Genomic DNA, 15,828 nt, shown 5'->3' with positions numbered 1-15,828 from the left:
GGTTATGTCATACGCTAGGACTCGGGATGGATTCACGCTCGTCGAGCTTCTCGTAGTCATCGCGATTATCGGGATCCTCGTGGCGTTGCTCCTGCCCGCTGTGCAGGCGGCGCGTGAGGCCGCGCGACGCACCCAGTGCACTAACCAGCTGAAGCAGTTGGCGCTCGGATGCCTGAACCACGAATCGACGCATCAGTTTCTTCCCTCATCGGGTTGGGGGTTCCGATGGACGGGCGATCCCAACCTTGGGGTTGGAGAGCATCAACCAGGAGGGTGGACGTTCTCGTTGCTTCCCTACTTGGAAGAGGGCGCCGTTGCCGCGATCGGAGAAGGACTATCGGATGCAGACAAGAATGCAGCACTGCTTCAGCAGAAGCTGACGCCGATCGGCATCTTCACTTGTCCGAGCCGCGATGGCGGGGGGCTGGGGCCGGGGCCGGAGGGCTCAATCAACTCCGATCCAGTTCCAGGTGGTATCGTTGCGAAGACCGACTATGCGGGAAACGGCGGGTGCGGAATCCCCTCGATGACGACGATCGACAAATCGCCTCGGCCTGCCGGTCCGGGCAGCAAGTTCTGTGCTGAGAAGTACCCAGCGTCGCTCGGAACGCCACTGTGCTCCGGGATGGTCACGCGAGAGACCGCCAGCAAGTTTGACGGGGTCTTCGTGCCCCGCTGGCCAGTCGAGCTTCGTAAAATTGTGGACGGCACAAGCAAGACAATCCTCATTGCCGAGCGGTGGTTGCACATCAGCCTGCAGGGCGCTGATGGGGCGCCCGTTCCTTCTAACAACAACTCGATGTACCAGGGCTACGACTGGGACACGATTCGGTGGGCATCGAGCTTCACTAACCCTAGCTTCGAGCAGTTTGGGATGTTCGCGATGCCGAAACCCGACACGGAGGACCAGCACCCTGATTTAGGTAACGGGCAGATGTGGAGCTTCGGCTCATCGCATCCGGGCGTGTTCGTCGCCTCATTCTGCGACGGGTCCGTGCGAAGTCTGACGTATGACGTCGACCCGGGTGAGATGGAGCGATTAGCCGCGCGAAACGATGAGGGTGGTCCTTGCGTTGGCGCCGCAGCGCTGGCTGCCGGCGCGCCGTAGCTGGTTTCCCGCAGGCAAGCAGTCCGAACGACGCGGGCACGCGAATGCACTAAGACCGCAACTTGGACGGTGCTACATGATAAACACGACCAAACGGCTGAACGCGGCGACCCTCGTCGCGGGAGTCGCAGCTGCGATCCTCTACGGACCATCGCTCGACGCCGGACCAAGAGTTACCCCGGACGCTAGGCACGCAGATGGAAACGGAAGCGACTACCCGATCAGGCCCGTCCCGTTTAATGAAGTCGAGATCACGAGTGATTTCTGGCGACCGCGCCTGATAACACAGCGCGAGACGTTGGTGCCGTTTGCCTTCGAGCGGACGAAGCCGGGCGTGGAACATCTTCGAGCTGCGCGTGATCACCTTGCTGGCGCTCCGACGCCCGATCATCGCCCGCATCGGTTTATCGATTCCGACCTATACAAGGTGATGGAGGGGGCCGCCTATCTCTTGCAGTTGAGACGCGACCCCGAGCTAGAGGCGTCGTTGGACGAGCTCGTGGACCTCATTGCCGAGGCGCAGCATGCGGACGGCTACCTCTATCCATCGCACACTACCGGGGTCGGCACGTCTCGTCAGATGATGGGCGACGCTCCGTACGAGTTCGTCGTGCACAGCCATGAGTTGTACAACGTCGGCCACATGTACGAGGCGGCGATCGCCTACTACCGCGCCACTGGTAAAGGCAAGTTTCTCGGCGTCGCGAAGAAGAGCGCTGATCACGTCTATCGGGTCTTCTTCGAGGGCGACCCCGAGTACAACGGCGGGCAGCCCGTCCTGCAGGCGCCGGGCCACCAAGAGATCGAGCTCGCGCTGGTAAAGCTCTACCGCGTTACCGGCGAGCAGAAGTACCTCGACATGGCCCAGCGGTTTCTTGAGATCCGCGGCGTGACGTACGTGCCGGACGGCGAAGGGGTCATGGCGCCCACCTATGCGCAGCAACACGCACCGGTGGCGGAGCAAGACAAGGCGGTGGGGCACGCTGTCCGGGCTACCTACCTGTACTCGGCGATGGCCGACGTGGGGGCGCTCACCGCGAAGCCCGAGCTTCAACGGGCGCTCGAGCGGATCTGGGCGAACATCGTCGATACGCGGATGCACATCACCGGTGGGCTCGGGGCGGTGCACGGCATCGAGGGCTTCGGTCCGGAGTACGAACTACCGAACGCCGACGCCTTCAATGAGACGTGCGCCGCGGTCGGAAACGTGATGTTCAACTACCGGATGTTTCTGCTTCACGGCGATGCGAAATACCTCGACGTGGCTGAGGTGGCGCTACTCAACAACGTCTTAGCGGCGGTGAACCTCGACGGCAATCGGTTCTTCTACGTCAACCCGCTGGAGGCCGACGGCAAGCACCCCTTCAATCACGGAACACCGGGGCGAGCGCCCTGGTTCGGCACGGCTTGTTGCCCCTCGAATCTTGCACGGCTCTTGCCCCAAGTTCCGGGGATGGCGTACGCCCACAACGGCGATGAGGTCTACGCTACTTTCTACGCCGCCAGCCGGACCTCGTTGGAACTGTCTTCCGGCCGTCTCGCGATTGAACAGACCACCGAGTACCCGAACGAAGGCGACATCGAGTTCAAGCTAACGCCTGAAACGCCGACCAGGTTCTGCTTGTTACTCCGAATCCCCACCTGGACTAGCGACCGATTCGTTCCCGGCGATCTGTATCACTACGCAGACGACTGCAACGACAAGATCACCCTGCTCGTTAACGACGAGCCGTATCCGGTCTCTGTCGAACGCGGATTCGCTAAGGTCGATCGAGTCTGGAGCCGCGGTGACACCGTGAAGCTGGGCCTGCCGATGCCGGTTCGCGTGTCGGAATGCCACTCGTCTGTCCTAGCGAACGATCAGCGGATCGCTTTCACCCGTGGCCCGCTTGTGTTGTGCGGCGAGGGAGTCGACAACGGCGGTCCGGTGCAACGCTTCTTCTTCAAAGAGCCTCCGCGCACGACTTCGGCGACGACCTCGACAGCCACAATCGCATCGGGGAGCTTCCTGCAGGTCGCCTTACCCGCCGAGACGGTGACCGCCGAGGGCGGCGTTGACCAAGCAACACTCAACCTCACCCCGTACTACGCCTGGAACAACCGGGGCGTGAGCTCGATGTGTGTGTGGTTCCCGCGGACACGCGACCTGGCGCAGTTTGACCCACTGGCGCTTCCGGACGACAGCCCGTTCGTTGAGATAGCCGCTTCACACACGTTCGAAGAGGACGCTCTCTCCGCGATCGCAGACAACCACGAACCGCGATGGTCGAGTGGCAACAAGTCGACACGCTGGTCGAGCCGGCCCCGCACGGGCGAGCCGCAGTGGGTTGAGGGACGGTTTGCGAACGCCCGACGCATTCGCAGCGTCGGCGTCTATTGGTTTGACAACAACAAGGATGTCAAGACGCCCGAAGAGTGGTCGCTGGAGGTCAAACGGGAAGGAAGCTGGTCTCCGATGGATCTCTACGTGACCGACGAGTATGGGACGCGTGTTAATCAATACAACGTTGTCCATCCCGCCGCGGGGCTGACCTGCGAAGCCATCCGTGTGAACATGACGCCGCAACAAGATGCGAGTGTGGGGATCTTGGAGATCGACGTCGTCTTCGAAGAGAACGACGTTGTTCGATCGGCGAAGGGTGATGCGTCAGAGGCCCTTGCCAAATGACTGACTTACGTCGTGCACTGGCGGCGGTGCTCCTGCTCGTATTGCCGACGGGAGATGCGCACGCCGAGCCGCGACGGCACTCTCACTACCTGACGAATCGTGCGCCGTTGGCGGCGAAGCCCTATACGGAGCTGCCACTCGGCGCGATCAAGCCGCAGGGTTGGCTCCACGATCAGTTGGAACGCCTCGCCGCCGGGATGACAGGTCGGCTCGACGAGTTGTACCCGGAGGTCGTTGGACCGAGGAACGGCTGGCTGGGGGGAGACGGAGACGGCTGGGAACGCGGTCCGTACTGGATCGACGGCTTGCTCCCGCTCGCCCACCTCCTCGACGACCGGCAACTCCTAGCGAAGGCGGAACGCTGGGTCGAGTGGACGCTCGAGAACCAAGCGCCGGACGGGTACCTCGGTCCCGTTCCCTTCGATTCACCCCCAGCGGCCGAGCCTGGATTGCAGCGTGACAAGCGGCGCGACTGGTGGCCGAAGATGGTCATGCTGAAGGTGCTCCAACAGCACTACATGGCCACGGGCGATGAGCGGGTCGTCGAAGCGCTAACGCGGTACTTTCGCTACCAACTCCAGCGTCTGCCGAAGACGCCTCTCGGGCATTGGACCTTCTGGGGTAACCGGCGGGGCGCTGACAACTTGCTGGTCGTCTACTGGCTGTACAACGTTACCGGTGAGCCGTTTCTACTGGAGTTGGGCGATTTGGTGCACGGGCAGACGCACCCGTACACGCACATCTTCCTGCATCGGGACGACATCGCGCTGCACGGCCCTTTCGACGAGCGGCAGTGGACGGCCAAGGACTCGGCCGCCTATCCGTTTCACTGTGTCAACCTCGCCCAGGGGCTCAAGGCGCCGATCGTCCGCTCACAGGCGGACACCTCGCCAGAGCATCTCCGTGCCGTCTGTAAAGCGCTGGATGACCTCGAGAAACTGCACGGGCAGCCGCACGGCCTGTTTGGCGGCGATGAAGCACTGCATGGCCGCGAGCCTACCCGAGGGTCTGAGCTCTGCACTGCCGTCGAGATGATGTACTCGCTGGAGAAGATGCTAGAGATCACAGGCGAAACCGAGTTCGCCGATCGGCTTGAACTCGTGGCGTTCAACGCGCTGGCTTCGCAGGTCAGCGACGACTGCCTGACCCGTCAGTACTTTCAGCTCGCGAATCAGGTCACGGTGACTCACGGCATCCGCAACTTCTACAACAACGAGTCCGATCGGATGGTCTTCGGGCTCTTGTCGGGGTATCCCTGTTGCACGTGCAACCTGCATCAAGCGTGGCCAAAGTTTACGCAGCACTTGTGGATGGCTTCCGCAGATGACGGTTTGGCGGCGATGGTCTATGCCCCGAGTCGCGTCAAAGCTCGAGTCGGCTCCAAGGGATGCGAGGTGACGATCACCGAGAAGACCGACTACCCGTTCCGCGAGGTCATCGAGTTCCGTATCGAGGCCGATCAAGAGGTTCGGTTCCCCTTCCACTTGCGGATCCCTCATTGGTGCGCTGAACCAGAGATCAGCGTCAATGGAGAACCCCAAGCGCCGGGCGAGCCAGGGGACATCGCGGTACTCGATCGACTTTGGCGGTCAGGCGACACCGTGACGGTTCGTCTGCCGATGGAACTCAAGATGCATCGCTGGCACGAGGACAGCGCCAGCTTGCAGAGGGGCCCGCTCGTTTACGGATTGAGAATCGACGAGCAGTGGAAGCAACACGCGGAGTACTTGGAGGTCCATCCGGCGAGTCCCTGGAACTACGCCCTGCTGGAGCCGTCGCTAGAATCGCTCCCGGACCACTACCAGGTCGTGGAACGGACCGGCGCGCTGCCGGACAACCCCTGGACGCTCTCGTCGGCGCCGCTCGAGATCAAGACGACAGGCGTGCGACTTCCTCATTGGAAGCTGTACAACGGAGATACGGGGCCGATCCCTTGGAGCCCGCAGCAGCGTCCGGCCAAGTCCGAGCCAGAGCCGATCACGTTGGTTCCGTACGGCTGCACGACTCTCCGCATCAGCGCCTTTCCAACGGTCTTCTGATGGCTGCAACCCGTTATATGGCGACCTTCGCAGAACGGTTCCTCGCATTCGTGCTGTTGACGTCGGTGCTATGCGGCGAGGGAGTCGCGGCGCGCCCGAACATCGTCATCCTGTTCGCCGACGACCTCGGCTACTCCGACATCGGCTGTTTCGGAGGCGAGATCGAGACTCCGAACCTCGATTCGCTCGCGCAGAAAGGTCTGCGGCTGACACAGTTCTACAACACGGGCAGGTGCTGCCCTTCCCGGGCGAGCCTGCTCACGGGTCTCTATCCCCATCAAGCGGGCGTCGGGTTGATGGTCTACCGCAGCTACCCCGGCGCGGGGTATCGTGGGCGCCTCAACGACGAGTGCGTCACGTTCGGTGACGTCGCTAAGTCAGCCGGCTACCGCACGTATATGGTCGGAAAGTGGCACGCGGGCCACACGCCGGAGGCGCTTCCCGAGGTCCGAGGATTCGACCAGTTCACCGGCGTCTACCTGCACATCGACAGCTATTGGAAGGTGCTCAAGGGGTGCGACGTTTATCGCGACGGCGAACTCCTGATCGAGGCGCAAGAGAACCCTACCAACCCGTACCACCCCGAACAGGAGTTCTACACCACCGACTTCTTTACTGACGCGGCGATCGACTACCTCCAGCAAGCAGCAGAGCGTCCGGCCGAGCCGTTTCTCCTCCACGTCTGCTTTAACGCGCCGCACTTCCCGCTCGAGGCGCCGGACGAGCTGATCGAGAAGTACCGAGGTCGCTACCTGAAGGGGTGGAACCAGCTCCGCGAGGAGAAGTTCCAGCGTATGAAACGCATGGGCCTACTCCGTTCGGGGCAAAAGCTGCCCCGAGGCCGAAGGCACGAAGAGGTCGCTGTCGAGGGGCTGGTGTTCAAGGACCTGCTCGACCGCGAGTCCCTGCCCGCTTGGGACGAGCTGTCGCCCTCCGAACAAGAGGAGTTAGACTTCCGGCGTGCTTTGTACGCCGCTCAAGTCGACCGTATGGATCAGGGAATCGGGCGCATCGTTGAGCAGCTGAGGCGCCAGGACGCGCTCGACAACACCGTGATCATGTTCTTCTCCGACAACGGATGCTCGGGGGAACTCGACCTGTTCGGCATGAACTGGCCGGAGCACACCCGGTCGACCTACTCTCAGTGGCGCAAGGCGGGCGGCTGGAGCATCTCGCAGGGGCAGTGCTGGGCGCACCTCTCCAACACGCCACTCCGCAAGTACAAGCAGTTTGTCCACGAAGGCGGCATCGCCTCACCCTTCGTCGTGCATTGGCCCGCGGGCATCGAGCGCACAGACGACATCGCAGATGAGCAGATCTTCCACCTGATCGACGTGATGCCGACCATCTGTGACCTCGCGGGCGCGGAGTACCCAAAGATGCACAACGGGCGAGAGATCAAGCCTGCTCCGGGGATCAGCATGGCGCCTTACTGGACTCAGCGGGCCTCAGAACCCGAGACCCGTACGCTCCTCTGGCAGCACCTGAACCACTCGGCTGTGCGTCGGGGCGATTGGAAGCTGGTGACGCTAGACGACCGCGATCCGGGAAGCTGGGAGCTGTACGACCTCTCGACGGATCGGAGCGAGACGGAAAACTTGATCGGCGAGCATCCGCAGATCGCGAGCAAACTCCGCACAGCTTGGAGGACCTGGGCGGAGCATTCGAACGTTGTGCCGTTCCCGGAAACTCGCGGCAGTTCGCGCCCCAACCCGTTTCCCGTTCCGCAGTAGGACGCTTCTAAAAGATTGCCGTGGACCACACCTTCTCTCCCTCTGTGTGAATACGACGGCGACGCATTACTCCTCGGGCTGGTAACCGTACGGCCAGGAGAGAACGGCGAACTCACTCTCGTTTACTTCTTTGATCCGCAGCCCACAGGTAATGGCAAGCCGCCGCCCGTCAACGCCGAGACGCTCGTAGGCGAGCGGCGCCGCGGAGCCCGCGTACACCCCGGCGACATCGACGCCCCAGACGATCACGAACGGCTGGCCGTCTCGCGTAGAAGTGAGGGTCTGATCCGGATCCGTGATGGACGCCTTCTCGAAGATCGGCAGGAGTTCGTCCACGGACCGCGGCGGCCTTCCCAGGTCGGCGGCAGCGTAGGCGTAGATGGTGGCGATCCCTCGCAGCCGCGCGTGGTCTGCGGGGATGCGTGTGACCGTTTCGTTAGGTCGACATGACACCGACGTCAGGGCGATGGCGATCACCGTGACCGCGAACCGAAGCGACCTGGTCTTGGGCGAGAGAGGCGACGCCTCCGATAGAAGTCTTGGCATGTGAATCGCCTCGGTCACGGCCCAACGCCGCCGTCCCTGCGGTTGCAGACCCGAGCGAACGCGATGCCATCCACGTCGTAGCCGAATGCGGTCACCGACCCGTCAACCATGACGCAGTTGAACGCAGTCGGATGGGCAGAGCCGAAGAAGTTGTACTGCTGGTTGCCCTGGACGCGACTTGCCGGACGGTCGGTCAGGTAGGTGTCGGGCCTGGGGCGGAGTACGGCGAACCGCTGCGTGTCCCAGCTACGCCCCACGTACCATCCCGCGTTGTCTCCCCAGGAGCCTCCCTGCGTCCACAGGCCGTTCACGTACTTTTCGCCGAAGAGCATCGTGCGGGACGTCCCGTCCGTGATCAGATTCGTGCGAACGAGCGGATTCTTGAGCGGATTCGTCGTCGCCCCGACAACGTTGGGCTCGTACCAGATGATGGTTCCCGTCTGGAAGCGGCATCGGCAAAACGGGTCGGGCGTGAGGCCCAGTGTCCGAAGCCCGTTCTCCCCGGTGTCTCCTCCGTTGCCGACGTAGTCGCCCAACACCGTCGAGCTAATGCCGCCTTCTTCCCCTCCATAGAACGTCGTCGGACGACGGCTTGGGCAGCTGATCAGCGGCGGTTTTGCGGCGCGGATCGCGAAGTCGTTCTCAAGCGCCCAGAGGTCGGCGTGCTCGATGAACGGGAGCAGCTGGTAGCGCCACCCCCAAGATTGATCGCCAAGGATGGCCGGGCCGAGGTACCCGCCGCTGTCGCCTCGCCGAACTTCCCGAGGGAATGTCCAACCCCATCCAGCGGTCGGAAAGGCCTTGTGTGTGCCCTCGTGCAACAGCGCGGCGATCGCTAGCTGCTTGAGCGTGTTCATGCAGTGTGTGCGGCGGGCCGCCTCACGCGCGGATTGCACCGCTGGCAGTAGTAGGGAGATCAGGATCCCCACGATCGCCAGGACGACCAGCAGCTCGACGAGCGTCGTCGCGAGCCGCCCACCGACCGGGACGCGGACGGCGGCGTTTCTTGACTTGGAGCACACGGCGGCGCTTCGCGCGTTGCGGAACTGCCGTTGCCAACCCCGCAGATTGTGCGCTGGCATCGGCTCAATCGGGACGCCCCTTGTAGGGCTACAACCAGACGACCACGAGTTTGCACGCAATTCCTCGGACGCCGGTGAGAACTCGGGCGAAATCGACCAGTTTCTCGTCAACTTGTCGTCGATCGGCGCTGTAGCGGAGTGACGTCGTCAGCTAATCGGCCACCACCCTATCGCGCTCGCGTTCCTCCCATGATGCGACTGCTATTGCTTCTGAACTTCGCGGCGGTCGCCGCGCCCGATCTGCACGCAGCCGACGAGCTGTCCCAGACTGCCTACGCCGCCGGGCGCCAAGGCGACCGAGCGATCCGCTCCTTTAACTACCGCCACGTCGAGTTGCTCCCTTCGCGGCACGAAGCCCAGTTCCGTCAGGTGCGTGACTTCTATATGCGGCTACGCCCGAACGACCTTCTTCGTGGATTCAGGCTCAAGGACCGAGATTGGGCGCCCGGCAAGGACCTGGGGGGCGCCTATAGCGAACGGCCGCTTTCCTTCGGTCAATGGCTGGCGGGCTTTGCCCGCATCTACCGCGTCACCGGAGACGTCGCCGTCCGCGACCGCGCGGTCTACCTCATGCGCGAATGGGCAAAGACCATCGGCGAAGACGGCTCCTACGGCTACGAACACGGCCAAGGCGGGCACTACGACTACGACAAGTTCGTGGGCGGCCTCGTCGACATGTACGAGTACGCCGGCTGCGACGACGCGCTCGGCTATCTCGACAAGATAACGACCTGGGCGGAAGCCAACCTCGACCGATCCAACGAGTACGCCCTCCCCACAGAGTGGTACACGCTGTCAGAGAACCTCTACCGAGCCTACGAGCTCACCGGCGAGCAGCGCTACGATGACTTCGCGAAGGTCTGGGAGTACTCCGACTTCTGGGACGTGCTCGCGACTCGCGGCGATGTCTTTGCTGAGCTCAAGCACGCCAAGCAACACCCAAGCTACCACGCGTACAGCCATGTCAATTCTCTCAGCAGCGCCGCGATGGCGTACAGCGCGAACGGTGAGCAGCGCTACCTCGACGCGATCGTCAACGGGTATGATTTCCTGAAGGACACACAGCTCTTTGCCACCGGCGGGTTCGGCCCCGAGGAGAGCTTCATCGTGCCAAACGGCCTACCAGAAACGCTGGTGGGCATCCGCCGCGGCGAGGCGAACGTCGATGTACGATTCCACTTCGAGACCTCGTGCGGCTCTTGGGCCGGCTTCAAGCTCGCTCGCTACCTGATGGAGTTCACCGGCGACGCCCACTACGGCGATTGGATCGAGCGGCTCGTCTACAACGGTGTCGGCGCCATGCTCCCGATGAACGACTACGGCATGATCATGTACGGGTCGAGCTACAACACGTACGGCGCGCAGAAGTCGCTCAGCACGGTCTGGTTCTGCTGTCAGGGATCGCTGCCTCAGACCGTTGCTGACTACCACAACCTGATCTACTTCCACGACGACGACAGCCTTTACGTCAATCTGTTCCTCCCGTCCGCGGTCGAGTGGCAGAGGCCGGTGGGCCGTGTGCGTGTCGTCCAGGAGACCCGGTTCCCGGAAGACCACGTTGTCCGCCTCCGCATCGAGACTGACACAGCGAAAGAGTTTGGCGTCAAGATCCGTGTGCCCTTGTGGGCCTCAGACGGAGTCGGTGTCGCCATCAACGAGCAGACTCAAGACGTCGAGACCGTGCCCGGCGCCTGGGCAGAGCTCAAGCGGGAGTGGTCCCCCGGGGATGTCGTCACGCTTACCTTCGACATCACGCCACGGGCGGAACCGCTGCCAGGGTACGTCTCGCCGGTTGCCGTGATGTGCGGCCCCGTTGTCATGGTGCAGGCGACCGCCCGCGACACGGAAGACGCACTGCCTGCCGATAGCGGGCTTCGATACCCTGCGGACTACCTGGAGGTTGGCGCCGACGTCCGTATCAATCGCGCACGCAACCTCCACACGAACCAAGAACTCCGGCCGTTCTACGACGTCAACGCGGGTGAGTTCTATCTCATGTACTTCAATCGCGAAGGCCGCAAGCGGATCGCTCTGACCGGTGTGCAGTTCGCCGGCGACTGGCGAACTGAGGGCGCGGCGAGACGCAGCGAAGAGCGCGGAGCAAGCTTCTCAGCCAAGTTCAACGGGACGGCGGTCACCTGGAAGGGGCGCCGATTCGACGACGGAGGGATCGCGGCCGTGGCAATCGATGGCGAAGACTTCGGCGAGGTCGATCAGTACGCCTACGCGGGAGTACATGTCGGCCGTATGGACCAACGCGAAGTCCCCTTCCGGTGGTCGGCCACGGACCTTGCTCCGGGTGAACACACGATCGAGGTGACCGTGATCGGGCGCAGCAACCCGGGGTCCTCCGGCACAGCGATCAACGTCTCCGGTCTTTCCGCTTTTCCTTAGACTCAACCACGGGTCGGATCATGCGTCGCATCATCGTGTTCTGCCTGATGGGGTTTCTCTGCTCATGCGGGGTTGCGTCGAGCAAGCCGAACATCGTCCTGGTCTTTGCGGATGACTTGGGATGGACCGACACCTCGGTCCCGATGATGCCAGACCTTGCGGATTCCCGGAGCCAGTTCTTTCAGACCCCCACGCTGGAGCGAATGGCCAGGAAGGGGATGGTGTTCTCCAACGCCTACGCATGTGCTCCCACGTGCACGCCCTCTCGGGCCGGCATCCAGTTCGGCAAGACGCCTTGCCGATTGCGGCAAACGGTCGTTCACGACGTGCTCGCAGCGGAACGTGGGATCGATTGCAAAGATGAGGTGTCGATCGCCGAGAGGATCAAGCGCATCGACTCCGAGTATGTCACGGCGCACTTTGGCAAATGGGGATTCCACCCACGGTCTCCGGAACACGCCGGATACGACGTTTCCGACGGCAACACCAACAACGGTGAAGGCGACTATCTCGACGTCCAAGCGAGGACGCCGCTGCCACCGGAAGACCCAAAGCGGATCTTCAGCGTCACGCGGCGGGCCATCGACTTCCTGGAGGAGCAGGCGTCCGCGGGGCGTCCCTTCTTCATGCAGGTCTCCCACTACGCGGTCCACGTGGGACTCGCTGCACGGGAGAAGACGATCGAGAAGTACCGCGATCTCGCTCGCGCCAAGCAGATCGACAAGAAGAATCTGCCTACCTACGCTGCGATGATCGAGGACTTGGATTCGAGCCTTGGCGAGCTGCTCGACGCCCTAGAGCGGCTCGGCATCGACGACGATACCTACGTCATCTTCACGTCCGACAACGGTGCCGAGATGTTTCGGGCGAAGGGCACCCTGCGAGGTGGCAAGGCGCAGCTTTGGGAGGGGGGCATTCGTGTTTCGACCCTTGTGGTAGGCCCAAGGGTTATGAGCGGAGCTACCTGCGACCATCCGGTCGCGGGCTGGGACTTGTACCCCACGATCAACGATCTGCTCGGAGGCGACGCCCTGCCGGTGGAGTTTGATGGCGGCAGCCTTCTCGACGCCTTCGAGAAGGGGAACGAGGGCGTCATCTCACGAAACACGCCCGAGTTGATCTTTCACTTCCCCTGGTACGGAGGCGCCCTGCCGATGTCGGCCATCCGCGATGGGGACCTTAAGCTCGTCATGAACCTGCATACCGACGAGGTGCGTCTCTACGACCTGGCGCAGGACCTCGCCGAGACGACCGATCTGTCCGAGCGGCTTCCCGAGCAGACCGCACGACTTCGCGGACGGCTACTCGACTACCTTGACGAGGTCGAAGCCGAGGATCTTGACGATATGTTCGACGCGAGAATCCGCGAACTCAATCGCTACGTGCAGCGGGAGCGCGAGCGTCCCGAGCCAGACCAAGCCGTACTGCGACGACATGCCAATGCGTTGGAGAGCACACATCGCGCTCGGGCGGAGACCGAATGGAGGTGAGCGCTGTGATCAACCTGTCTCGTCGCGTGAGTCGGCGCTTGGTGATCGCTTGCGCATCGGTTGGTGCGTCCTGCGTCGTCGCACACGAGGCGGAGGCGGGCGACCCGCCGCCGTACACTGACTACTGCGAGATGCTGAGCCAGGAGATCCAAGGCCGCAAGCACGCCTTCTTGGCCGGCAACAAGACGTACTACGTTGGCGGCGCCTACCACTGCTACCAACCGCACGAGGACGAGACGCTCGGCCTGACGCATCCCTTCTTCCACGACCTGCGTGGCCGTGGCTTTGGGCTCGCTAGGCACGAGGGGAGCGGATACGGGCACGACTTCCGTGGGTGGGAGTTCTATATAAACACACGCGTCGCGTATGGCACGGTCCTCGTCGATGGCAAGCGCTATCGCACGCCGGCACCCGTGTCGATGACGTGGCGACCCGACAAGGTTATCTGCAAGTACAAGGTTGGTGGGGTTCGCATCTACGAGGAGAAGTTCATCGCCGGCAACGATGCGGGGTGTTCGATCATCCGATCGGACAAGCCGATCCGGATCGAGTTCGAAGGCCGCAGCCTCTACTTCCCTAATCAGAGTCTTCGATCAACGGCGACCGTGCGCTTCGACGAAGCCGGCAACGCGGTGCACGTCGCAGAAGGTGGTGAGGTCATCACTCATCCGGTCCGAGATGAGACAACCGCCGGCAAGCTCATCTACGATGGGATGAGCACGGTCTTATCGGCTTCCAAGCCTATCGAGCGATTCGCGTCCCGCGTCGATGACATGGGGCAGTGCCACTACTCCTTTCAGGTTCCTTGCGACCGACAGGGGACGGCGATCGCCTGGGCAATGGACGACCGCTACGACCAGGCAAGGGACGCCGCGCAGGCGGTACTGTCAGACGCACCAGCCGCCTTGGCGGCAAAGACCGGAGCCATGAACGACCTGCTGAACCGCCAGGTCCCCTACTTCCGATGCTCGGACGAGGACCTGGTCAAGGTCTATTACTTCTTGTGGTCGATCTACCTGATGTACTACATCGACGTTCAAGAAGGCTGGGAGACTCACCCGCACACGCAAACGGCGGTCAACAACTTTCTGGGGATGCACCGCTACGACGCTAACTTCCAGATCAAAGTCGGCGCGTGGACGGCGGACAAGCGGTACTACGCGTACGGGAACGTGCTGCACTGGAAGCCGCTGCTCCCCTACGCGCGTGACGGCGGGAGCTTGCCCGACAACAAGGGGATCGCTTGGTACTCGCCCGTCTGGGGCACGACGACCGAGCATGTGATCGGCGCTTGGCAGATCTACCAACACACCGGAGACGAGCAGTTCCTGCATGACTGCTACGACGACTACTTCCGCGAGCTGTTCAAGGACGGCATGCACAGTCATTGGGGCTGCCACTACGACGCAGCCGAGCGCCTCCGTGATATGGCCGCACTCACTGGCGACGCGGACCCCGACCGCTGGTTGCGGCTCGTCCAGATCGACGGCCGGGAAGCTTGGCTCTCGTCCATGTGGGAGAAGGAGCGTCCTCGCTTCTTCGGAGGCGGGCGAGAGCACCCGAACTGGTCCGGCTTCGCTTACCTCCGCAACAGCTACTTCCCCGAAGCCTGGGCGCATGAGATGGCGCGCGAGTGGGCCGTTGACACCGAGAAGGGATTCTTCTGGAAAGTCCCCCTGTCGTCACGTGCGATTCCCGCGTTAGAGAATGTCTTCGATCCGGAGTTTTCCTCGACTCCCGACACGAACTACTACGCCCTGCTCGGCATGTACAAGAGCCGCGTAGGCCGGATCGCGAATCAGTGCGCCCTGGCTCACCTGAGGGGCTACAACATGCATTGGGGGATCCCGATCGCGCCAGAGGCTTGGGGCGCAGGGCCGGAGCCTTGGGGCGATCAGTACTCCAACTTCAACGCCGGGAAGATACTCCTTTTCTTGGAGGGGATGGCGGGGATCGAGTACTCGGTTCCCGATGATGAGCTGACGGTTTGCGACAACATGCCCGAAGAGTGGGAGTCGATGGAGGTTCGCTTCCCCGTCGACAGCGGCGGAGTCAGGCACTGGCCGCGGATCTCCTACCGGCGCAAGGTGACCGAACGAGGTGTCGAGAAGTCCATCTCCGTGGAAGGCAGCCCGCTAGAGCGTGTGACGATCCAGCCGTGGCTCGAGGAGGGGCGCCTGAAGCGAGCGACAAAGGGTTACAGCAGAAGGGGCCAACCCCGCGACCACGTCGGTTATCGGTTCAAGGGTTCGAGAGACCCATCGGTTACGCTGTTGATCGACAAACGGGAGTGACGAAGCGCCCATGCCCCGCAGGGTCCGACACCAAGGCCTATCGCCAAGCGTGATTCTGCTCTTCCGTCTTGAAATTGGGCAACTCCGGATGAGCGATTCTGACCAAGGTGAAATCCGGGGGAGGAAGCTCCTTCGATAGAAGGGAGGAGGAGTGCATTATCAAGAGGCTGGGTAAGGCGGATATGGTCTCGGGGGCTTGTAGGGGTCAGCGGGGTCAACCCTGTAGGTCCATGGGTCCGCTCGAAAGCGGGTAAATCGACCTAGTAGTCGAATTGCCGCCCTAAGCGCTTGCGCCTGCCCCTAGGGCTTCCGCGGAGCAAGACCGACCGCAGCCATCTTTTCGTACAACTTGCTGAGGTTGCCTCACCCGCGGCGGGTTCCAGCCGCAACGTACTCGCGTCGGTACCCGTCACCTCGGCAGGTTAGCTCTTCCGCGAATCCGCCCCTCGAATGTCGCTTTTGCGCAGCCGATCT

The 15,828-nt window shown here is 62.5% G+C and carries 9 protein-coding genes; 7 read left to right on the top strand and 2 right to left on the bottom strand.

Annotated elements, in window-relative coordinates; all coding sequences use genetic code 11:
- Positions 1-4: 4 nt before the first annotated feature.
- Genes Pla111_RS12850 through Pla111_RS12835 form a run of 4 tightly spaced genes read left to right on the top strand, consistent with a single transcriptional unit; the run spans position 5 to position 7,548 of the window.
- Entirely contained in the window at positions 5-1,108 is a 1,104-nt protein-coding gene (locus Pla111_RS12850; protein WP_146574855.1) for a DUF1559 domain-containing protein, read from the top strand.
- The gene (locus Pla111_RS12845) at positions 1,056-3,776 is read left to right on the top strand and encodes a glycoside hydrolase family 127 protein (protein ID WP_315851490.1); all 2,721 of its coding nucleotides are present in this window, start codon (positions 1,056-1,058) and stop codon (positions 3,774-3,776) included. The genes Pla111_RS12850 and Pla111_RS12845 overlap by 53 nt, the downstream gene beginning before the upstream one ends.
- A complete protein-coding gene (locus Pla111_RS12840; protein WP_146446813.1) occupies positions 3,773-5,815 on the top strand; it encodes a beta-L-arabinofuranosidase domain-containing protein in 2,043 nt (680 codons plus the stop codon). Before Pla111_RS12845 ends, Pla111_RS12840 begins: the two co-directional genes overlap by 4 nt.
- Positions 5,815-7,548 (top strand): arylsulfatase, encoded by a 1,734-nt coding sequence (locus tag Pla111_RS12835; RefSeq protein ID WP_146446812.1) that lies wholly within the window; start codon positions 5,815-5,817, stop codon positions 7,546-7,548. The genes Pla111_RS12840 and Pla111_RS12835 overlap by 1 nt, the downstream gene beginning before the upstream one ends.
- A 66-nt stretch (positions 7,549-7,614) precedes the next feature.
- On the opposite strand, the gene Pla111_RS12830 is transcribed toward Pla111_RS12835, so the two are convergent.
- On the bottom strand, positions 7,615-8,001 hold the full coding sequence (locus tag Pla111_RS12830) for a hypothetical protein (protein ID WP_197525014.1): 387 nt from the start codon (positions 7,999-8,001) through the stop codon (positions 7,615-7,617).
- A 107-nt stretch (positions 8,002-8,108) separates the two neighbouring features.
- The gene (locus Pla111_RS12825) at positions 8,109-9,176 is read right to left on the bottom strand and encodes a DUF1559 family PulG-like putative transporter (RefSeq protein ID WP_146574853.1); all 1,068 of its coding nucleotides are present in this window, start codon (positions 9,174-9,176) and stop codon (positions 8,109-8,111) included.
- Between the two features lie 189 nt (positions 9,177-9,365).
- Between Pla111_RS12825 and Pla111_RS12820 the strand changes: the two genes are divergently transcribed.
- Genes Pla111_RS12820 through Pla111_RS12810 form a run of 3 tightly spaced genes read left to right on the top strand, consistent with a single transcriptional unit; the run spans position 9,366 to position 15,354 of the window.
- Positions 9,366-11,570, top strand: a complete 2,205-nt coding sequence (locus tag Pla111_RS12820; RefSeq protein WP_146574852.1) for a beta-L-arabinofuranosidase domain-containing protein — start codon at positions 9,366-9,368, stop codon at positions 11,568-11,570.
- Between the two features lie 20 nt (positions 11,571-11,590).
- Positions 11,591-13,060 (top strand): sulfatase, encoded by a 1,470-nt coding sequence (locus Pla111_RS12815; RefSeq protein ID WP_146446808.1) that lies wholly within the window; start codon positions 11,591-11,593, stop codon positions 13,058-13,060.
- Positions 13,061-13,065: 5 nt separating this feature from the next.
- On the top strand, positions 13,066-15,354 hold the full coding sequence (locus tag Pla111_RS12810) for a hypothetical protein (RefSeq protein WP_146446807.1): 2,289 nt from the start codon (positions 13,066-13,068) through the stop codon (positions 15,352-15,354).
- Positions 15,355-15,828: the final 474 nt, after the last annotated feature.

It is taken from the genome of Botrimarina hoheduenensis, from assembly GCF_007859815.1.
GTDB classification, from domain to species: domain Bacteria; phylum Planctomycetota; class Planctomycetia; order Pirellulales; family Lacipirellulaceae; genus Botrimarina; species Botrimarina hoheduenensis.
The sequence above is the reverse complement of the archived record's forward strand: the minus strand, read 5'-3'. Positions and strand labels throughout refer to the sequence as shown.